This is a genomic window from Halomonas sp. SCS19, from assembly GCF_040147015.1.
In the GTDB taxonomy this organism is placed as follows: domain Bacteria; phylum Pseudomonadota; class Gammaproteobacteria; order Pseudomonadales; family Halomonadaceae; genus Halomonas; species Halomonas litopenaei.
This window is the reverse complement of record NZ_JAMSHN010000001.1, coordinates 724,669-745,281: the sequence shown is the minus strand read 5'-3', so window position 1 is coordinate 745,281 and position 20,613 is coordinate 724,669. Positions and strand designations below refer to the sequence as shown.

The 20,613-nt window shown below is 63.8% G+C and carries 18 protein-coding genes; 11 read left to right on the top strand and 7 right to left on the bottom strand.

Going from position 1 to position 20,613, the window contains the following annotated elements:
• The first annotated feature begins 35 nt into the window (after nt 1-35).
• From NFH97_RS03015 to NFH97_RS02990, 6 genes are all read left to right on the top strand, one after another.
• Nucleotides 36-491 (top strand): arsenate reductase ArsC, encoded by a 456-nt coding sequence (locus NFH97_RS03015; protein WP_308812402.1) that lies wholly within the window; start codon nt 36-38, stop codon nt 489-491.
• Between the two features lie 72 nt (nt 492-563).
• On the top strand, nt 564-1,580 hold the full coding sequence (locus tag NFH97_RS03010; RefSeq protein WP_349624413.1) for an ArsJ-associated glyceraldehyde-3-phosphate dehydrogenase: 1,017 nt from the start codon (nt 564-566) through the stop codon (nt 1,578-1,580).
• 7 nt (nt 1,581-1,587) lie between these two features.
• Nucleotides 1,588-2,835: an organoarsenical effux MFS transporter ArsJ gene (gene arsJ / locus NFH97_RS03005; RefSeq protein WP_108131518.1), complete on the top strand. Its 1,248-nt coding sequence runs from the start codon at nt 1,588-1,590 to the stop codon at nt 2,833-2,835.
• A gap of 239 nt (nt 2,836-3,074) precedes the next feature.
• A complete protein-coding gene (locus NFH97_RS03000) occupies nt 3,075-3,428 on the top strand; it encodes a metalloregulator ArsR/SmtB family transcription factor (RefSeq protein ID WP_348815570.1) in 354 nt (117 codons plus the stop codon).
• A 180-nt stretch (nt 3,429-3,608) separates the two neighbouring features.
• Nucleotides 3,609-5,960, top strand: a complete 2,352-nt coding sequence (locus NFH97_RS02995) for a glucose/quinate/shikimate family membrane-bound PQQ-dependent dehydrogenase (protein WP_349624412.1) — start codon at nt 3,609-3,611, stop codon at nt 5,958-5,960.
• Nucleotides 5,961-6,193: 233 nt separating this feature from the next.
• A complete protein-coding gene (locus NFH97_RS02990) occupies nt 6,194-6,811 on the top strand; it encodes a hypothetical protein (protein ID WP_222515446.1) in 618 nt (205 codons plus the stop codon).
• Nucleotides 6,812-7,136: 325 nt separating this feature from the next.
• Here the strand turns inward: NFH97_RS02990 and NFH97_RS02985 are convergent, their stop codons facing one another.
• Nucleotides 7,137-7,337, bottom strand: a complete 201-nt coding sequence (locus NFH97_RS02985; RefSeq protein WP_124802512.1) for a hypothetical protein — start codon at nt 7,335-7,337, stop codon at nt 7,137-7,139.
• A 106-nt stretch (nt 7,338-7,443) separates the two neighbouring features.
• On the opposite strand from NFH97_RS02985, the gene NFH97_RS02980 reads away from it, so the two are divergent.
• The 5 genes from NFH97_RS02980 (at nt 7,444) to rpiB (ending at nt 11,625) form a co-directional block, all read left to right on the top strand.
• Nucleotides 7,444-8,202, top strand: coding sequence for a FadR/GntR family transcriptional regulator (locus NFH97_RS02980; RefSeq protein WP_349624411.1), 759 nt, complete (start codon nt 7,444-7,446; stop codon nt 8,200-8,202).
• A 110-nt stretch (nt 8,203-8,312) separates the two neighbouring features.
• Nucleotides 8,313-9,314: a TRAP transporter substrate-binding protein gene (locus NFH97_RS02975; RefSeq protein ID WP_124802508.1), complete on the top strand. Its 1,002-nt coding sequence runs from the start codon at nt 8,313-8,315 to the stop codon at nt 9,312-9,314.
• Between the two features lie 68 nt (nt 9,315-9,382).
• Nucleotides 9,383-9,862, top strand: a complete 480-nt coding sequence (locus tag NFH97_RS02970; RefSeq protein ID WP_221621127.1) for a TRAP transporter small permease — start codon at nt 9,383-9,385, stop codon at nt 9,860-9,862.
• Nucleotides 9,862-11,136, top strand: coding sequence for a TRAP transporter large permease (locus NFH97_RS02965; RefSeq protein WP_124802504.1), 1,275 nt, complete (start codon nt 9,862-9,864; stop codon nt 11,134-11,136). The genes NFH97_RS02970 and NFH97_RS02965 overlap by 1 nt, the downstream gene beginning before the upstream one ends.
• A gap of 27 nt (nt 11,137-11,163) precedes the next feature.
• Nucleotides 11,164-11,625, top strand: coding sequence for a ribose 5-phosphate isomerase B (gene rpiB / locus NFH97_RS02960; RefSeq protein WP_124802502.1), 462 nt, complete (start codon nt 11,164-11,166; stop codon nt 11,623-11,625).
• 143 nt (nt 11,626-11,768) lie between these two features.
• Here rpiB and NFH97_RS02955 read toward each other — a convergent pair whose 3' ends face one another.
• The 6 genes from NFH97_RS02955 to NFH97_RS02930 form a co-directional block, all read right to left on the bottom strand.
• Nucleotides 11,769-13,031, bottom strand: coding sequence for a lactonase family protein (locus NFH97_RS02955; protein WP_124802500.1), 1,263 nt, complete (start codon nt 13,029-13,031; stop codon nt 11,769-11,771).
• Nucleotides 13,032-13,279: 248 nt separating this feature from the next.
• The gene (locus tag NFH97_RS02950; protein WP_045991889.1) at nt 13,280-14,644 is read right to left on the bottom strand and encodes an APC family permease; all 1,365 of its coding nucleotides are present in this window, start codon (nt 14,642-14,644) and stop codon (nt 13,280-13,282) included.
• A 287-nt stretch (nt 14,645-14,931) separates the two neighbouring features.
• Entirely contained in the window at nt 14,932-15,963 is a 1,032-nt protein-coding gene (locus tag NFH97_RS02945; RefSeq protein WP_287165840.1) for a histone deacetylase family protein, read from the bottom strand.
• A gap of 69 nt (nt 15,964-16,032) precedes the next feature.
• Nucleotides 16,033-17,532 carry an NAD(P)/FAD-dependent oxidoreductase gene (locus tag NFH97_RS02940; RefSeq protein ID WP_349624410.1) on the bottom strand — a complete coding sequence of 500 codons (1,500 nt, stop codon included), beginning with the start codon at nt 17,530-17,532 and terminating at the stop codon, nt 16,033-16,035.
• Nucleotides 17,532-18,908, bottom strand: coding sequence for a Na+/H+ antiporter NhaC family protein (locus NFH97_RS02935; protein ID WP_045991891.1), 1,377 nt, complete (start codon nt 18,906-18,908; stop codon nt 17,532-17,534). The genes NFH97_RS02940 and NFH97_RS02935 overlap by 1 nt, the downstream gene beginning before the upstream one ends.
• Before the next feature lie 172 nt (nt 18,909-19,080).
• Nucleotides 19,081-20,373 carry an NAD(P)/FAD-dependent oxidoreductase gene (locus tag NFH97_RS02930; RefSeq protein ID WP_287165837.1) on the bottom strand — a complete coding sequence of 431 codons (1,293 nt, stop codon included), beginning with the start codon at nt 20,371-20,373 and terminating at the stop codon, nt 19,081-19,083.
• Nucleotides 20,374-20,613 lie beyond the last annotated feature (240 nt).

Below are 20,613 nucleotides of genomic sequence, written 5' to 3'. Positions count from 1 at the left end.
ATATATGAAATTCCATATATCCTGAGGCGCCCCCGATGACAATGTCACAAGAGTCCCGCAAGCAACGCGTGCTGTTTCTGTGTCACGCCAATTCCGCTCGCTCGCTGATGGGCGAGGCGCTGCTGCGCCACCTGGCCGGAGATCGCTTCGATGCCTTCAGCGCCGGTACCGAGCCGGACGAGCCGCATCAGAAGACGCTGGCCGCGCTCAAGGAGCAGTCCATCAGCACCGAGGGGCTCGCCAGTCAGTCCCTCGACAGCTTCGAGGGACAGCACTTCGATGCCGTCATCGTGCTGTGCGACAAGGCCCAGGAAACCTGTCGCGACTGGGAGGGCAGTCGCGACGAGCATCTCTATTGGGATATCCGCGATCCCCGTGGCATCGAGCGCGACAACGCCTACGCCCAGGCGCTTCAGGAAATCCGCGTGCGCCTGATGCTGTGGCTGCAGATCAAGGATCGTGATCGCGCCCGCCACCTGGCCGACGATTGATGGCGCAACCCTCTGTCGGCAGAGCCTGGCGGGTGCCGGGGCGCGATACTCACTTTCTAAAGCGAGACTTTCATGACACTACGTATCGGTATCAATGGTTTCGGGCGGATCGGCCGCCTGGTGGTTCGCAGTCTGTGGCCGTGTATCGCCGCCGGAGAGGTCGACCTGGTTCGCGTCAACGATCCCGGTGGTGACGCCGCCACCTTCGCCCACCTGCTGGAGTTCGATTCGGTGCATGGCCACTTTTCGCCCGAGGGCGGGATCAATGGCGAGGGCGAGCAGCTGAACCTCGACGGTCGCGCGGTGGCCTTCAGCGGAGCAAGCGTGCCGGCCGACGCGGACTGGTCCGGCTGCGACGTGGTGATCGAATGCTCCGGCAAGCACAAGACCCTGGACAGGCTTCAGGCCTATCTCGACCAGGGCGTGCGGCGCGTCGTGGTCAGCGCGCCGGTCAAGGAGGAGGGCGTGCTCAACGTGGTCATGGGGGTCAACGATGATCTCTACGAGCCCGAGCGTCACCGCATCGTCACCGCCGCCAGTTGCACCACCAACTGTCTGGCCCCGGTGGTCAAGGTGATTCAACAGCGTTTCGGTATCCGTCATGGCTCCATGACCACGGTGCATGACATCACCAACACCCAGACCATCCTCGACGCGCCCCACAAGGACCTGCGTCGGGCGCGGGCCTGTGGCATGAGCCTGATCCCGACCACGACCGGGTCGGCCAAGGCGATCACCGCGATCTTTCCCGAGCTCGAGGGCAAGCTCAATGGCCACGCCATCCGCGTGCCGCTGGCCAATGCCTCGCTCACCGACATGGTCTTCGAACTTGAACGCGAGGTCACGGTGGATGAGGTCAACGCCGCCCTGCGCGAGGCCGCCGAAGGGGAGCTTGCCGGCATTCTCGGCTACGAGGAGCGCCCGCTGGTGTCCATCGATTACCGCACCGACCCGCGCAGCTCGATCATCGATGCGCTGTCGACCATGGTGGTCAACGCCACCCAGCTCAAGCTCTACGCCTGGTACGACAACGAGTGGGGCTACGCCAACCGCACCGCAGAGCTGGCGCTGAAGGTGGGTCGTGGCTGAATCGTTGATGGCGCGGGTGAAGGCGCTGCCCTTCGAAATCCGCCAGTACCTGCTGATCACCGGCAACTACTGGGCCTTTACCGTTACCGACGGCGCCCTGCGCATGCTGGTGGTGCTGCACTTCCACCAGTTGGGCTATTCGCCCCTCGAGGTGGCGATGCTGTTCTTGTTCTACGAAGCCTTCGGGGTGATCACCAACCTGGTGGGGGGCTGGCTCGGGGCACGGCTGGGCCTCAATCGCACCATGAATCTGGGACTCGCTCTGCAGATCGTGGCGCTGGCCATGCTGATGGTGCCGTCCTCGGCGCTGAGCGTGGCCTGGGTCATGGCGGCCCAGGCATTGTCTGGCATCGCCAAGGACCTCAACAAGATGAGCGCCAAGAGCGCGGTCAAGGTACTGGTGCCCGCCGAGAGTGCCTCGGCAAGCTCCACCCTGTATCGCTGGGTGGCGATCCTGACCGGCTCCAAGAACGCGCTGAAGGGAGCCGGTTTCTTCCTCGGTGGCCTGCTGCTGACGCTGATCGGCTTTCGTGGCGCGGTCATCGTCATGGCGGTGATGCTGCTGGCGGTGCTGGTCCTCTCGCTGGTTCGCCTCAAGGCCGATCTGGGGCGCGCGAAGCGCAAGCCCAAGTTCTCCGAGATATTTTCCAAGTCCCGCGCGATCAATGTCCTGTCGGCCGCGCGCCTGTGTCTGTTTGCCTCCCGGGATGTCTGGTTCGTGGTGGCCTTGCCGGTGTTTCTCTATGACCAGCATGGCTGGAGCCACTGGACGGTGGGCGGGCTGCTGGCGATCTGGGTGATCGGCTACGGGGGTGTCCAGACCCAGGCGCCCCGGCTGACCTCGCTGATGGCAGGAAGCCAGCGACGCACGACGGTATTCTGGGCGCTGGCCCTGGCGGGGCTGCCAGCCCTGCTGGCGGTGCTGCCGCTGGCTCAGGTGGGCTGGCTGGTGGTGGGTCTGTTGCTGTTCGGGGTGCTGTTCGCCATCAATTCTAGCTGGCACAGCTACCTGATCGTGCACTACGCACGCGCCGAGGGTGCCTCCATGGACGTGGGCTTCTATTACATGGCCAACGCCATGGGGCGCCTGCTCGGCACCTTGCTGTCGGGCTGGCTGTATCAAAGCCAGGGGCTGTCGGCCTGCCTGTGGGTGTCGGCGGCGCTGGTGCTGGCCAGCGCCCTGATGGCACTAGCCTTGCCCGGCGATGGTGAGCCTGAGTCCGCAGCCGCTGACGACGAGGCAAGGCCCGCTTAGGGCTTGTCTGAAAAGTGCCTACGCTCGGTAATACGGCGTTAAAAATCGGATCAACATGCTCATTTACACCCCGTAAACTGCGCTGTCTCACCGATTTTTGCCTTGTCTAACCTTCGCTCGCCGACTTTTCGGACAGAGCCTAGGATAGTCGGCCCGCGGAGGAACCCCGTGACGCTGAACGAAGAAAGCCGCTGCCCAGGGAAAAAAGATGAACAGGCAAAGATGAACAGGAAACGCCGATGATGTCGCTGGACCCGTTGCGCCTCTACAAGTGCCTGTCGGAAGAGACGCGCCTGTCGATCATGCTGTTGCTGCTGCAGGAAGGAGAGCTCTGCGTCTGCGAAATGACCGCGGTGCTCGAGGTGTCGCAACCCAAGGTGTCACGCCACCTGGCAGAGCTGCGTCGCTGTGGTTTGCTCCAGGATCGTCGCGATGGCCAGTGGGTCCACTACCGGCTGAGCGCCGAGCTGCCCGACTGGGCGCTCGACTGTCTCGAAGCCGGCGCCCGGGGGCGACGGGCCGAGCTCGAGGCATTGCACGATGGACTGGCCAGGATGGGGGATCGTCCGCAGCGCTGCGAGAGCCTTTGCTGAGGCGCTGTCGCCTTCCATGGTCACCCTGATCGCCTTGCCCGGCCTTTGAAAAGACGCAGGCAACTTGCCTGTATTACAAGAAGAGGGCCTACACTGAAGCTGTGCACCGGCATGTTAATTCTCATGCTAATCAATTAACATGCCGGCCACTTAAACGATTCAGCGCAAGGACCTTGGATCATGATCATCTACTCCCTCATCTTGTTGTTGGTGGGGCTTTCGCTATTGGGGGGCGGCGCCTGGCTGGTCACCCTGGGTGGAAGCTGGTACTACGCCCTGGCCGGTCTGGTGCTGATCGCGGTGGGCGCCATGGCGCGCTCCCGTCGCGTGCCGGCGCAGCTGCTTTACGCCGGGCTGCTTGTCGCCACGGCCGCCTGGGCCCTCTGGGAATCCGGCTATGACTGGTGGCCGCTGGCCACCCGCATGGGCCTGTTGATGCTGCTTGCCATTCCGCTTCTGTGGCCGCGGCGCGCCGGCAAGCGTCTGGGCACGGTCGTGCTGCTGCCGGTCTGGGCGGTGCTGGGTGTAGGCCTGCTGGGTAGTCTGGCGGTGGACGCCCATCGCATCGAGGGGCGACTCAACGAGGACGAGATCGTCCAGTCACCCAAGCTTGGCGATTCGCCGGAGGCGAGCTGGCATGCTTACGGCCGCAGCAACCTGGGTCAGCGCTATTCGCCGCTGGACCAGATCACCCCGGATAACGTCGGCGAACTGGAACTGGCCTGGCAGTATCAGACCGGTGACAGGAAGGGCCCTGACGACGTCGGGGAGACCACCTACGAGGCCACGCCGCTGAAGGTGGGCAATGCGCTGTTTCTGTGTACGCCGCACAACTGGCTGGTGACGCTTGACGCCGATAGCGGCGAGAAGCTTTGGCAGTATGACGCCAAGGTGCCGGCGGAAAGCTCACGCCAGCACCAGACCTGTCGTGGCGTCTCCTACCTGCCGCCGACATCCGGCGATGGCGATAGCCTCGACGTCGCGGCGGCGAGCCAGCCGGCCGAGGCGCTGGAGCCGATCCAGTGCGACGCCCAGCTGTTCATGCCGACCTCCGATGCGCGCCTGCTGGCCGTCGATCCGGCCACCGGTGCCCGCTGCGCCAACTTCGCCGACAACGGCGAGCTGGACCTGATGCACAACATGCCGTTCACCCAGTCCGGCTTCTACTACTCGACCTCGCCCCCCGTGGTGGCCAATGGCCTGGTGGTGGTAGCCGGGGCGGTCAATGACAACTACGCCGTCGATTCACCCTCCGGCGTGATCCGCGCCTACGACGCCAGGACCGGCGAGCTGCGCTGGAACTGGGATTCCGGCAACCCGGACGAGACCGCGCCGATCGGTGAGGACGAGACCTACGCCACCAGCTCCCCCAACAGCTGGGCGGTGGCCAGCGCCGATGAGGAGCTGGGACTGATCTACTTCCCGATGGGCAACCGGACCCCGGACCAGCTCGGCCACTTCCGCAGCGAGGCCGAAGAGAAGTTCGCCACCTCGGTGGTGGCGCTGCGTCTGGACAGCGGCCAGGTGGAGTGGGTCCAGCAGTTCGTCCACCACGACCTGTGGGACATGGACACCCCGGCGCAGCCGAGCCTGGTCGACCTGGAGACCGACGAGGGCATGCAGCCCGCGCTGGTGGTGCCGACCAAGCAGGGGGACGTCTACGTCCTCAACCGCGCCACCGGCGAGCCGATCTTCCCGATCACCGAGGAGCCGGCACCGCAGGGCACCATCGAAGGCGACTACGCGGCACCGACCCAGCCCAGGTCTGCCCTGAGCTTCCGTCCGCCGAAGCTGCGCGAGGCCGACATGTGGGGAGGCAGCCTGATCGACCAGATGGTCTGCCGTATCCAGTTCCGCTCGCTGCGCTACGAGGGTCAGTACACCCCGCCGTCCGAGCAGGGCACCATCGTCTTCCCCGGCAACTTCGGCGTCTTCAACTGGGGTAGCCTGGCGGTGGACCCCAAGCGCCAGGTGATGTTCGGCATGCCGCTGTATCTGGCCTTCACCAGCACCCTGGTGCCCAAGGATGGCGCCGAACTCGGCGAGACCAACCAGGGTGAGCAGGGGCTCAACGAGAACGCCGGTGCCGACTATGCGGTGGAGATGAAGCCGTTCCTGTCGCCGCTGGGCATTCCCTGTCAGCAGCCGCCCTGGGGCTACGTGGCCGGCACCGACCTGCGTACCGGTGAGGTCGCCTGGCAGCACAAGAACGGTACCATCGAAGACATGACAGCGCTGCCGCTGCCCTTCGAGATGGGGGTGCCGGGTATCGGCGGTCCGATCATCACCGACGGAGGAGTAGCCTTCCTGGCGGCGTCCGTGGACGACTACTTCCGTGCCTACGACCTGACCACCGGCGAGCAGCTGTGGGAGTCGCGGCTGCCAGCCGGCGGCCAGGCCACGCCGATGACCTACCTCAACAGCCAGGGCGAGCAGATGGTCGTGCTGGTGGCCGGGGGGCATGGCTCGATCGGCACCACCATCGGTGACTACGTGATGGCCTACAAGCTGCCGGATCAGGCGTCACAATAGGCGAGCAGGGAGGGGAGCCGAACATTCGGCTCCTGCCCTGAAACAACGCCGTTGCAGCAAGAGCCCCCGTCGGATGCCCGTCGGGGGCTCTTGCTTGTGTCACAAGGTGGCCGACAAGGGTGCGGCAAAACACCCGCTACCGGCCATAATAAAAGATTCAGATAATGGGGATCTTTGTGCCGCTTCGGGATCGAGTGTCTCGACGGCCTACCGCCAGGGACAGGGAGAAACGCATGTCAGATATCGCCCTCTACGTGATGATCTACGCGGCCGTGCTGCTGTCGATCTATCAGGTCTACTACATCTACTACGAGCAGCACTTTGCCGACTTCGAGAAGCGTCCCGGAATGGACGCCGAGGCGCTTGAGGAGCTGTCTCGGCTGGCCGAGCAGGCCAGGAATACCGGTGATCGCGAGGCCTTTGCCCGGGCGGTGAATGAGCGCTTCGATGGCCGTGTCGACCCCAGGGTAGCGCTGGCGGCCTTTTCCCGGGACGACGAGCCGGTCAATGCCGCCATGCTGCTACGCCGCCGTCGCCAGATCGTCACCAATGGGCGCATCATGGTCCGCCATCTGGCCAGCTGGACGACCCGCCCGCCGAGCCGGGACCTGCGTGGCACCCTGATCATCGTGATCATCGCGCTGTGCCTGTCGGTGCTGGGGCTGGGTGGGCTCAGCGTCTATACCATCGGCTATGAACTGGGCTCACCGGCGTTCGCCTGGGCCAACGATCCCGCCGTCCTGCTTTCGTTGATCGCGCTGCTGATCGTCGCCACCCACCTGGTCTACAAGCTGGACGTCTACCTTCACGATCTCTACGAAATTGGCAGGCTGAATCCGCACTTTCGCTAGGGCTTGTCTGAAAAGTGCCTGCGCTCGGTAGTACGGCGTTAAAAATCGGCTGGTGCGCCAGCCCGGTCAAAATGCTCATTTACACCCCGTAAACTGCGCTTTTTCACCGATTTTTGCCTTGTCTAACCTTCGCTCGTCGACTTTTCGGACAGCGCCTAGGTGGTGACGGTACTGCAGCGGCACGTCCAGGCTTCAGTCGCTGGTTCGCAGATAGGCGTGTCGGTCGTCTGTATTGGCTAGATGGTTGCCTTGCCTGGGTGCGTCGACCAAGCGCCAGATATTGAGGCCCCGCTTAGGCGGGGCCTTTTTGTGCAATGTGCCTGCGTCAGGCTTGTGCGCCCCTGAATCGTTGGCGGAAGGCGCGTTGCCGCTTCAGGAAGGCGCTGGAGGTTGAAAGTGGTAAGACCACATGGCTGGCACCAAAGTCGCCTTTTGCAGCCCAGACCTGACGACTATGGTTCAAGGCATTGACGAGAAAGCGTCGGATTTCGCGGAAACTGGCAATAAGAAGGGCGGCGATCAGCATTGTCGTGACCGGCGAGAGTCGCTGTTGATGTGCGTCAGGTGAAATGGTCGAGAAGTGGTCTTGAGGGCTCTTAAGAGGTAAGACCAGTTGGGTGGGAGGATGACCAATGTTGGACAGCGCGATCCGTGAGGGCGAGTCGGTCAACGGCTATCAAAGAGTGTTCGAGGTCTTTCGTGAACGCGTCCTCAATGGCGAGTGGCGGCCTGGCGATCGTTTGCCCAGCGAGCGTGAATTGGCTCTGGAGCTCAAGGTAGGCCGACCGCTGTTGCGTGAGGTGATGCGCTCGCTGGATATGCTCGGGGTCCTCGACATCCGTCACGGCAAGGGCGCCTATGTGGCCAAGGCCGACTTCAAGGTGTTGTCGGATTTCTTCGCCTTTTACCTGGCTCAGGAGAAAAACGCCCTCGACGACGTCATGCAGGCCCGGATAGCCATCGAGTGTCAGGCGGTGCGACTGGCCTGTGATCGCGCTACCGATAACGACATCGCCCGCATAGAGACCTGCTTCAAGCAGTTGATGGCCACGCTTGAGGATCCCGAGCAGGGCGGGCGCGCCGACTACCAGTTTCATCTTGCCATCGTCGAGGCCAGCCATTGTCAGTCGCTGATGACCTTGTACCACGCGATTTCCGCGCTGTTGCTCAAGAGCCACGTCCAGCGTCGACAGATCACCCTTGGTTCGGACGAGGTGATCGAGGCGCATATCGATTCTCACCGACAGGTGTTCCTGGCCATCGTCGAAGGCGACGGTGACAAGGCCAACCAGCGCCTGCGCGAGCATTTTTCCATCGGCGACGAACTGCGCCGCAAGAGCATCATCGCCGCCTATACCCAGGAAGCCGAAGCAGGCCTTGGCCGACGTTGAGCGCCAGCCATCGTCATGGCGCCGCGTCAGTCTGTTGCCAGGAAGGTGACGACGCACCATCGATACCGAAGTACGACAACGACAATACAACGCTACGAGAGGTGAGCCTGATGAATTTCAAGACCGCTGCGACCCTTGCCACTCAGGGGGTGGCCCTGAGCCTCGCGATCAGCCTTTCGGCTGCAAGCGCTTCTGCCGAAACGATTCGCTATGCCCATGTCGGGGCTGAAGGCGATCTGCAGACACGTTATGCCAGCGAGGCGGCAGAGGCCATCGCCGAGGCCTCCAATGGCGAGTTGGAGATCCAGGTTTATCCGGCCAGTCAGTTAGGTGGCGTTGCCGAAATGGTGGATGGTGTGCGCATGGGCTCCATCGGTATGGGACATCATGACTTCGCGTCCCTTGCGCGTATCGTTCCCGAGGCGGCGGTGTTCAACGCCCCCTATATCTATCGCGATGCGGCCCACGCCCTGGCCGCCACCGATCCCGAGACACCCGCGGTCAAGGAGATCAACGAACGGTTGATCGAGGACGGTGGGGTGCGCATCGTCGGGCGCATCTATCGCGGTGCACGGCATGTATCGTCCAACTTCGAAGTCAAGTCGCCGGCCGACCTCAAGGACAAGCCCTTCCGGGCGGTTCCGCTGGATCTGTGGATCTCCATGGTCAAGGGTTTTGGCGCCAACCCGACGCCGGTGGCGGTGTCGGAATTGCCGACCGCGCTGATGACCGGTCTGGTGGTTGGGCAGGAAAACCCGCTGACCATGATCGCCGCCAACAAGCTCGATGAAGTGCAGTCCCACGTGGCCCTGACCGGACATATGCACTCGGTGCTGGCCGTCTTCATCAACGAGGATGTCTGGCAGGGACTGTCCGATGACCAGCGTTCTGCAATCACCGAGGTCCTCGACGACAAGGCCGATGAGTCGCTCGAGTGGGCTCAATCGTCCGAAGATGCCCTGGTGGAAGAGCTCAGAGGCCGTGGCATGACGGTGATCACCGCCGACGACGGCCTCGATCTCGATGCCTTCCGTGAGCAGGTCAGCGCGCAGATCAGTGCCGACTTTCCCTCCTTTGACAGCTATGTCGAGCAGATCGCCAAGGTCGATTGAACCGGCAAGCATCGTCAGCGATGGGCGGGGCGACGCCCCGTCCATCGAGAGGAAACAAGGAGAACGCCGTGTCCGGCTTGAAGCGTTTCTGGCAGGGGCTTTGTGCGCTGCTGCTGGTCGGCATCGTGGTAGTGCCACTGTCGCAGGTGGTAATGCGTGATCTCTTCCTGTCACCGCTGGTCGGGGCCGAGGAACTGACGCGCTTTCTGCTGGTGTGTCTGGTCTTCGCCAGCTATCCGCTGGTAGTAGGCCACGGCGAGAACATCGGCATGAGTGAGCTCCGCGATATGCTGACCGGCCGGCCTCGTCGTCTGCTCGATACCACCATTTTCGTGGCGTCGGCGGTGGCCAGCGGTGTGGTGGCGTTCGCTACCATCACGACCATCGCCGATAACCTCAACAATGCCACCCCGACCCTCAAGATTCCGTTCTGGATCTTCCTGGGATCTACCGCTATCGGCTTCGCGGTGGCGGCACTGCAGCATGTGATACGGCTGCGTGGCCAGTCCGCGACTGCATCTCATGACGATCCGCCGGAGGTTTCCTGATGGGACTGGCCTTGATCGTTGCCTTTCTGGTGCTGTTTCTGCTGGGCTTTCCGGTGGTCTACGCCATCCTGTTGCCGGCTATCGCCTATGTGGTGGTGGAGGGCTTTCCGCTGGGGCTGCTGGGGCAGCGTGTCACCTACGCGCTGGACAGTTTTCCGCTGGTGGCGGTGCCAATCTTCATCTTTGTCGGCAACCTGATGAACCTCTCCGGTGTCACCGACCGCATCTTTCGCTTCGCCGACACCCTGGTGGGGCGAGCCCCGGGAGGCTTGGCCCAGGTCAACATCTTTTCCAGCCTGATCTTCTCGGGAATGTCCGGGGCGGCGCTGGCCGACGTGGGTGGGCTTGGCAAGATCGAGATCGAAGCCATGCGCAAGCGCGGCTTCAAGGCACCCTTTGCCGCGGCGGTGACCGCATCCTCTGCGGTGGTCGGGCCGATCTTTCCGCCGAGCATTCCGCTGATCGTCTACGGCTCGGTGACCAGCGTCTCGATCATTCAGTTGCTGATTGCGGGTATCGTGCCGGCACTGATCTGTGTCGCACTGCTGATGATTACCGCCGCAGTGCTGGCACTGCGCTCCGACATGCCACGCTCTGCTCGCTGGCCGACGGCCAGGGAGGTCGTCACGTCGCTGCTGCCTGCACTGCCGGCGCTACTGGCACCAGTGCTGATGATCGCCGGCATGATGCTGGGACTGTTTACCCCCACCGAGGCGGCGGCGGTGACCGCAGCCTATGTGGTGCTGATCAGTGGCATGATCTACAAGGAGCTTACCTGGGCCCATCTGTGGTCCGCGCTGCAGGCGACGCTGCGCAGTACCAGCGCGATCCTGATCATCGTTGCTGCGGCTTCGCTGTTTGGCTGGATCCTGGCGGTGGAGCAGATACCCCAGAGCTTTGCGGCCTTTATTTTGCAGATATCCACAGATCCGTTGGTACTGCTGTTGATTGCCAACCTGATCTTCTTCGTGGTGGGCATGTTTCTGGATTCCACTACCGCGACCCTGCTGGTGGTGCCGGTGATTGCCCCTCCGATGGTGCTGGCGGGTGTCGATCCCGTACATCTGGGGATTGTCGCCATCTTCAACCTGATGATCGGGCTGCTGACGCCACCCATGGGGCTGTCGCTTTACTTGATCTCATCGATTGCTCAGGTCAGCTTGCGGCAGTTGTTGAAGGCGTTGATTCCGTTCTACGTCCCGCTGTTCCTGACCCTTGCGATCATCACCTTTGCCTCCGATCTGGTGCTGTGGCTGCCGGGTCTGATGCGCTAACTTTCCCTTGCCAGCAATGGAGTTGTCATGAAACTCGTCATTGGTTCAGATCATGCGGGCTTTCCGCTGAAGGCCTCCGTCGTGGCCTTTGTCGAATCCCTCGGTCATGAGGTGCAGGATGTGGGCTCCTACGATGACCAGCCGGTCGACTTCCCCGATATCGCCAGAGAGGTGACCTCTCGTGTCACCTCCGGAGAGGTCGAGCGTGGACTGATGGTCTGTGGAACCGGAGTGGGCGCGGCCATCGCCGCCAACAAGGTCAGGGGAATTCGTGCCGCCGTGGGCCATGACGTGCACTCGGCGCACCAGTGTGTCGAGCATGACGACGTCAATGTGCTGTGTATCGGCGCACAGATCGTGGGCCCCTGGCTTGCCAATGATCTGATCAAGGCTTTTCTGGAGGCGGAGTTCTCCAGTGATGAAGAGTACCGCCGGCGGGTGGAGAAACTCCACGCCATGGAAGGTGGACAGGGGCCGGTCGAGGGCTAGACCGAGGGTCAGGTCGAGAGCGGCGTGGCCGATTCAGGGTGATGTGATGGCCGAACCGGAATACCAGCAACCGCCCTCATGGAGACAGCCAAAATACGATCCTCGAAAATATGACCACGGGTGCACCGATGCCGGCGGCTACATCAGCCGTCTTCCAGCACCACCAGGCCGTAGCTGCCGAGCTCCGGCAGTCCGCCTGCACTGGTGCGCAGGGATAGACCACCATCCTCGGCGACATCGAAGGCCATCACCTGGCCGGTGTTGCCGACCAGCTGATAGAGGGTGTCGCCGTCGGGGCTCAGCGCCATGTCCGAGAAGAACAGCAATTCGCCGTCGTCCTTGTAGGCGGTAGCATCCTCGAGGGCGATGCTGCCGTTCGGTTTGACGCTGTAGCGGCTGATGGAACTCGACAGGGCGTTGGCGGTGTAGAGAGTGTCGCCGTCGGCGTTCAGCGCGACCCAGCAGTTGGCGATCTCGCCTCCTTCCATGGCAGCGCCGGTCAGGGCGTCGGCGGTCTTCAGGGTGAGTCCGCCATGATCATCCAGCACATAGCTCGAGACCGAGCTGGTCTGCCAGCTGTAGAGCGGGCTCTGGGGTACCTTGTCGGCCTCCTCACGCAGGCCGAACTCCGGCGTCAGGAAGCGTGCCTCCGACATCAGCAGGGTCTCGCCCTGGTCCCCCTGGCCGATGGCGAAGCCCACCGGTATGGCGTGGAAGCGTTCGGCCGGCGCACGCGGGCTGTCCACGCTGGCGATCGGATCGGCGGACAGACCATCGTCACTGACCGCAAAGCTGTGAATCTTGCCGGTCACCAGCTCGTTGACGATGACGAAGGCTCCGGAACGCGAGAAGGCGATGGTCGAGGGGCGGGCGCCCAGGTCGCGCCGGCTGCCCTGGATTGCGATCAGTCCTTCGGGGGTGTGGCGATACAGCGCGATGGAGCCGGCCTGGTTGCTGTCACCCACGCTGGCGGAGGCGACCAGGTGGCCGTGGATGGCGACAGAAATCGGGAAACGGTCCGAGGCCGTCACGCTGTTGACGGCCTGAAGGCTGCCGTCGGGGGCGCGGTTCATCAGGCTGAGGGTACCGTCGCCTGGGTTGACCGCCACCATCCAGCCGCCGTCCGCGGAGGCCGCGATGGCGTTGGCGGAGATCAGGGGGTCATCGCCGTTGGCCAGCGGGTGGTCAGGGTTCTTCTCCAGAGCCGGAATCTCCAGATCACCGGTACCAAGGCCCCCGGTGGGATACTCGGAGGCTAGGGAAAGCGTGCCGTCATCGTCGGCATGGAAGGCGGCGACCGAGTTGCCTTCGGTCTTGTTGGTGACCACGTAGATCGTTTCTGCCGCCAGGCAGGTGGACAGCGGGGCAAGTGTCAGCAGCATCAGGGTGGGCAGGCGTAGCGTCATGGGCGGGGCTCTCCATGGGAAGGGACTCTCGATAGCTGTCTCTTACCTTAGGGCAGTCCTGCAGCGGTGCTCTTCATGGCTGTGCCTTGCCACAACACGGCCGGAAAAAAGGTCGATGCGATGCCTCGATGCGCGATCTTGCAAGGTTTGTGGTGCGCCAAAGAAGAGCGCCGACATCCCGGGATGTCGGCGCTGTGGGCAGGGGCTGTAAACCGCGACGCTCTGATCGGAGGCGCCGCGGTCAGCGCTCAGTTTTCCTTGAGCTCCAGGTCCGGTACTTCGACCTTGAACAGGCGGGTCAGATAGAGCAGGTAGGCAAAGCCGACGGCGACCCAGGTGAGTCCCACCTGGAAGGTGTTGAGCGACAGACTCGACCACAGCCAGATAGTCAACAGGAAGCCGACGCTTGGCATGACGCCGTAGCGCAGCAGGTTCTTGGGTTGCATCAGGTGCTCATCCACCAGGTAGTGCTTGATCACAGAAAGGTTGACGAAGGAGAAGGCGACCAGAGCACCGAAGCTGATCATGGTGGCGGCCAGCTCCAGGCTGATGACCAGCGCCATCAGCGAGATGGCGCCGACGATCAACGTCGACCCCAGCGGGGTGCCGTAGCGCTGGCTGAGCTTGCCGAAGACCTTGGGCAGGACCTGGTCGCGGCCCATGGCGAACAGGATCCGGGAGACGCTGGCCTGGGCGGCCATGGCCGAGGCGAAGCAGCCTGCTACATATGCAGCGGTGAAGAAGGCGACCAAAAAGCCCCCGCCGGCGCGGCGCATCACGTCCACCGCGGCCGAGTCGGCGCTGCCGAAGTTGTGATAGTCGGGAAACACCAGATGCCCGACCCAGGAGGCCAGAATGAACAGGCCGCCGCCGATCAGGGTGCACAGCATGATGGCGCGGGGGATGTCACGCTTGGGCTCGCGAGTTTCCTCGCACAGGGTAGAGACGGCGTCAAAGCCAAGAAACGACAGGCACAGGATGGCGGCACCACCGACGATGGTGGTCCACTGGAGCCCTTCGCTGTGGAAGGGCGCCAGCAGCGAGGGGGCTTCGCCACCGGCGATGACCTTCAGCGAGATGGCGATGAAAGTGGCCAGAAAGACGAACTGAAAGCCGATGATGATCAGATTCATCTTGGCCACCAGCTTGATGCCCAGGATGTTCAGTGCGGTCACGGCGACGATGGCTCCTACCACCCAGACGCCCTGATCGATGGCGGGGAAGACCTCCTTCATGTAGATCCCGATCACCAGGTAGTTGATCATCGGCAGGAAGATGTAGTCGAGCAGCAGCGCCCAGCCCACCATGAAGCCCACACGGCCACCGAAGGCGCGGCGTGTGTAGGTGTAGGCGGAGCCGGCGGTAGGGTAGTGCTCGACCATCTTGCCGTAGCTGTAGGCGGTGAAGAACATCGCCGCCAGGGTGATCACGTAGGCCATGGGCACATGGCCGCCGGTGGTTTCGGTGACCACGCCGTAGGTGGTGAATACGGTCAGGGGCACCATGTAGGCGAGGCCGAAGAACACCAGGGCAGGCAGGCCAAGGATGCGCTTGAGGCCGCTGTCCTGGCCGTCGGGGGCCTCGGGGAGGCTGGAACGTCGTTGTTGTGTCATGGGTCGGTTCCTGTTGTTGCTGTTGTTGTTCTGAGCGCTGCTCAGGGCGTGGTCTACCGCCCGTTCCAGGTTGCCGTCGTCGATGCGGTCTGGCGGCTGCGTCGGGGGAGACGTTTCGCCGAACCGTGCACGGTCCCCGTGGCAAACCAGTATGGAAAACCGGCGGTGCTCGCGTGGCGCCGACGCCCGTCCGGGACAAGCGACCTACTGATGTCGTACGGGGCGTCGAGCGTTTTCGTCGAATCGGTCGTGCCTTGTGCCTTGTTCCTTGTGCCGTGTGCCGGGGCTCAGGCGTTGTCGAAGCCCTTGAGCACGTTGATCGCATTGACCCCGATCTCTTCCACCGCGTAGCCGCCTTCCATCACGAATAGTGTGGGCAGTCCGATGCGCTTGAGGCGGGCGCCGATGTCCAGATAGTCGTCGCTTTGCAGGGTGAAGGAGCTGATCGGATCGTTCTCGAAGGTGTCGACCCCGAGGGCGATGATCAGCATGTCCGGGGCGAAGTCCCTGACGCGCGCGATGGCGTCATCCAGCGCCTGCGCCCAACGGGCGTAGTCGGTGCCGCTGGGCAGGGGGTAGTTGACGTTGTAGCCCTCGCCGTCACCTCGTCCGGTCTCGTTGGCGAAGCCGAGAAAGTAGGGAAACTCGTCCATGGGGTCGCCGTGCAGCGAGAGAGTGAGCACGTCGCTGCGCTCGTAGAAGATGTCCTGGGTGCCGTTGCCGTGGTGGAAGTCGATGTCGAGGATGGCGACCCGCTGGTGGCCCCGGTCCAGTGCCCGCTGGGCGGATACCGCCACATTGTTGATGAAGCAGTAACCGCCGTACTGGTCTCGCGCGGCGTGATGGCCGGGCGGTCGGCACAGGGCGAAGGCCGGCGCGCCGCTGTCGAGCACCTGGTCCAGGGCGGTCAGGGCGATGTCCTTGCTGAGCAGGGCCGCCTCGAAGGTGTCGGCGTTCAGCGAAGTTTCTCCGGCCAGGGCGTAGTAGCCAAGGCGGCCCTCGATATGGCGGGGTATGGGGCCGCCGGGCATCCGCCGTGTCGGCCAGATATTGGGAATCGCTTCGCCTTCGTAACCGGCCGCCTGCCAGTCGCGCCAGGCAACCCGCAGAAAGTCGATGTAGTCCGCGTCATGGATGGCCAGCACCGGCTCTAGTCCATGCTCGTCGGGGCCGCGGATCTCGCCAATGGACTCGGTCCTGGCGCGTTCGATGATGTAGTCCACCCGCTCGGGACACTCGAAGGGCGCGACCAGTTGGCCGGCAAACAGCTCGGTGAGAGTGCGACGGTCGCGGGTGGCGTCGCTATGAACGATCAACATGGCGGTGTCTCCTTTGGCAGTTCCGGGGCAAGGTGACGAGTGTGCGGCCTGCATCGCTGCTGTCGCTGTCTACTCGATCACGGCGGCAAAACGGTCGTTGAGTCGGCTCAGCGCCGGGCCGATCAGCGGCAGGTGGCGCTCACGCGACGCCAGGGCTTCCTCGGTGGCGTAGCTCAGGGTGATGGTCTGGGCGCCCAGCCAGCGCAGGGGTTCGGGCTCCCAGCGACGAACCACCTGGTCCAGTGCACAGCCATCGAAGGCCCAGGGGGCCCGTGTCAGCGGAGTGTCCTGTCCACAGAGCATCTCGGCCAGGGTGCGCGCCATCAGGTGGCTGGCGGCGACGCCTTCGCCGGCATAGCCGCCGGCGGTGGCGATGCCGGCTCGCCGATCGACGAGGGCGTGGGGGCGAAAACTGCGCGAGAGGCCCAGGGTGCCGCCCCAGCCGTGGCTGATATCGACCTCGCCGAGGTCGGGAAACAGATCCTGGAGCAGCGCCTTGCGCATCTGGATGTCGCCCTGGGTGATGGAGGCCTGGTGACGCGGACGGGCGTTGAAGCGGTAGCGACCCCTGGCGCCGAAGATCAGGCGACCATCGCGGCTGCGATGGCCGTAGTTGATCAACCGGCTGGCGTCGGCGAAGGTCGGTCGCTGTGCCAGGCCGATGGCGTCCCACTGGCTCTGACTCAAGGGCTCGGTGGCGATCACCAGGCTGGAGACCGGGACCAGGTGGGGACGTAGCTGGGGCAGGGTGTTGTAGCCTTCGGTGGCCATCACGATCATCGGCGCGCGGATGCTGCCCTGGGGCGTGGTCACTTTGCCGTCATCGATGCTCGTCGCCGGGCTTTGTTCGTAAAGCCTGACCTGCATGGCCGCGAGTCGCGCGACCAGCCCATCGATCAGCTTGCCCGGGTGCAGCGTGGCGACCTGACGATGAAAGATGCCACCGAAGGGGCGGCGGAAGCGGGCCCGGTCGCTGAGTTCGTCGGCGGACAGCCAGCGGCAGTCATGCTGGCGATGGCCGAGTGCCAGCAGGTGTGCGAGGTAGTCCCGCTGGAGCGCCTCCTGGGCCGGGTAGCGCGCCGCCGCGTAGAGCGCCCCGCCCTTGTGGAAGTCGGCGTCGATGCCCTCCTGCGAGAGGGTCGCGCCGATCTCGTCGACATTGGCGGACAAAAGCTCGCACAGCGCCTGGCGCCGGGCCAGGGTCAGGCCCTTCAGGTGCCGCTCGAGGCCCGCCAGGTTGCCCACCACCCAGCCCCCGTTTCGCCCGGAGGCGCCGTGGCCGAAACGCCTGGCCTCGAGGACCCGGATGTCCTTCTCCGGGGCCAGGCGCTTGAGGTGATAGGCGGTCCAAAGGCCGGTGAAGCCACCGCCGACAATGACCACGTCTGCCTGTTCATCCCCGGTCTGTTCATCGATAGCCTGTTTATCCCCGGTCTGTTCACCGATGGCCTGTTCATCGGTGGTCCGTTCATCGATGGCCTGTTCAGCAATGGAGAGGGGGGCGAGTGGGACTCGCCCGTTGTCTCGGTGTGACCAGAAGATGGCGTCGTTGGACGGTGCTTTCGTCATCACATGAATCCCAGTACCAGATAGAGGGCGGCGGCCAGCAAGCCGGCCAGGGCCGCGTAGGGCAGTTGGGTAAAGGCGTGCTGGAAGGGCGTGCAGCCGCTGGCCTGGGCCGTCAGCACCGTGGCGTCCGAATAGAAGCAGGCGTGGCTGCCGAAGGTGCTGGCCGAGAGGGTGGCACCGATCACCAGCGTCATGTCGGCGCCCAGATTGTGGCCCAGGGTGGTGACGATGGGCAGGATGATCACGAACACGCCCCAGTTGGAACCGGTGGCGAAGGAGACGAAGCCCATCAGCGCAAAGATGATGAAGGGCAGGATCTGGGCATTGATCAGCGGTTCGACCGTGGTGATGATGTACTCGTTGAGTCCCAGGGTGGTGTTGACGTCATTGAACATGAAGGCCGCCACCAGCACCGCCAGGGCATCCAGCATCGACTTGAAGCCCTCCAGAATGTTGTCGAAGGTCTCGCCGGGGGTCAGCTTCTTCAGGCCGATGAAGGCCACGATCATGCCGGCCAGGGTCACGAAGATGCCCATCAGGAAATCGAGATCGAAGTACCAGGTGAAGAAGGCCAGCGACATCATCGGCAGCAGGAACATCCAGACGCTGCTGCGTGTCTGGTCCTTGGCCGCCAGGTGGGCGATCTCTTCATCGATGTGCTCGGCGCCGGGCGGCACGCAGCGACCCTCGAGCTGGGCGCGCTGCTCGGCGCGCTTCATCGGGCCGAACAGCGGAATCTTGCCGTAGGCGACCAGCGGCACCATGGCCACCGCGATCCACGGATAGAACATGAAGGGGATGGCCTGGATATAGGTCCAGACTCCCTGGCCGTCGGCGGCCAGGCCGTTCTTTTCGATCAGCGCGCCGAAGAACACCGCCCAGGTCGAGATCGGGATCAGTACGCTGATCGGTGCGGCGGTGGAGTCGATGACGTAGGCCAGCATCTCTCGTGACGTCTTGAAGCGGTCCGTCACCTGACGCATCGAGGTGCCGACCGCCAGGGAGTTGAGGTAGTCGTCGACGAACAGCACGATGCCCATGAACCAGCAGCCGAGCAGCGCCCGAGGCTTGCTGGTGATGTAGCGCAACAGGCTTTCGGCGAAGGAACGCGAGGCGCCCGACTTCAGCAGCAGCGCGATGATCGAGCCCATCAGCCCGCATACCGCGATCACCCAGGCCACGTCCTCGTCGGTCAGGACGTTGAGCAGGCTCTCCGACAGGGTCGAGAGGGCGCTGGTCGGCTCGATCAACAGGGTGCCGACGAAGGCGCCGGCCACCAGCGGCTCGAGCGCGCGACGGCTCCACAGTGCCAGCAGCAGTACAACGGCGGTGGGCAGCAGCACCAGCCAGCCGCCTGCGGGGAAAAACGCTTCCATGGATGTCCTCCTGGACGATCATTGTTGTTGGTGAAGCGACCTGGCGATGGCCGGGGGTCGCGTCGGTCAGGAGCGTGGCGTGACAGCTATTGGTTGTCGTTGATGTTGGCGTCGTTGATGGTGAAAGGTCCGGTCGATATCGAGCTGCCGACGGCGAGTCGGCGGCGGACGCTCAGCGCAGTTTTTCGCGCAACTGGTAGTACCACATGCCCGCGGCCAACAGGCCGTTGCCGAGGCGCTCGCTGACCGGGATGCGCCAGTGGCGCATGTCAGCGAACAGGTCGAACTCCTCCAGCTGTCCGCTGACCGCCCTGGCCATGATGTTGCCAACGATATGCGAGGTGGCGATGCCGTGGCCCGAGTAGCCCTGGGCGTAGAAGACGTTGGGTGACAGCTTGCCGAGCTGAGGGATGCGGTTGATCACGATGCCCGCCTTGCCCTGCCACTGGTAGTCGAGCGCGATGCCCTTGAGCTGCGGGAAGGTGTGTTCGAGCCGGGGGCGCAGTTCGGCGCCGATATCCGCTGAGTCCTGGCCGGAATAGTTGGCGCCGCCACCGAACAGCAGGCGACCGTCGGCGGTCAGGCGGTAGTAGTCGAGCACGAAGCGGGTGTCGTAGACCGCCAGGTCCTGGGGATTGATCGCGGCCTGCTGCTCCCGGCTCAGCGGGGCGGTGGTGACGATGCCGAGAGAGGCGGGGAACAGCTTGCCCTTGAGCGCCTTGCGCTCCAGCCGGTGATAGGCGTTGCCGGCCAGCACCACGCTGTCGGCGTGGATCTGGCCACGCTCGGTGACGACACAGGGGGTAGCGCCGTGGCGAATCTCGGTGACCCGGGTGTCCTCGAACAGCAAGCCGCCCAGGTCCTCAAGGGCGCGGGCCTCGCCAAGACACAGGTTCAGCGGGTGCAGGTGCATGTTGTAGTCGTTGCGCACCGCGCCATGGTAGAGCTCGGTGCCCACCAGTTCGCGTGTCTGATCGGCGTCCAGCAAACTCAGGTGCCGGGCGATCTCGTGGCCCTGGGCCGCCTCGACGTCGCGCTTAAGCTCGGCCATGTGGCTCGGTCGGTAGGCGGCGTGCAGGTGGCCGAACTTCAGGTCACAGGCGATGGCGTACTTGTCGACACGCTGACGCAGAATGCGGTGGCCTCGCCAGCGAAGATCCCAGACGAAGTTCTCGGCTGCCTCTCGCCCTAGCGGGCCGGAGAGCTGCTTGAGCATGGCATCCTGCCCCGACAGGCTGCCGGTGACCTGACCGCCATTGCGACCGCTGGCCCCCCAGCCGATCCGGTTGGCCTCGACCAGCGCTACCCGGTAGCCACGCTCGGCGAGTTCCAGCGCGGTGTTGACGCCGGTGAAGCCGCCTCCGATCACCGCAACGTCGACCCGATGCTCGCCCTCGAGCCTGGGATATTCGGCTTCTTCGTGGATGGTCGCGGCGTAGTAGGACGCGCAGCGCGGTTCGCTCATGACGACTCCCGAAACGATGGCAGCTTGTTATTGGTGTGATCACATGTTGTGATCACACTAGCAGGGCTTGCAGATGCGCACAAGATGCGAATTCGACCCTGGGCGGCCCAGGCTGCGGCGTCTCGGCGTGGGCTATCGTCATCGCGATGGGCTAGTCTTGACGCCAGACGCAGGTAGATATCGCCGTGATGGTGGCAGGCCAGCGGCCTGTCGGGTTTTCCGCCGATGGTGACAGACGAG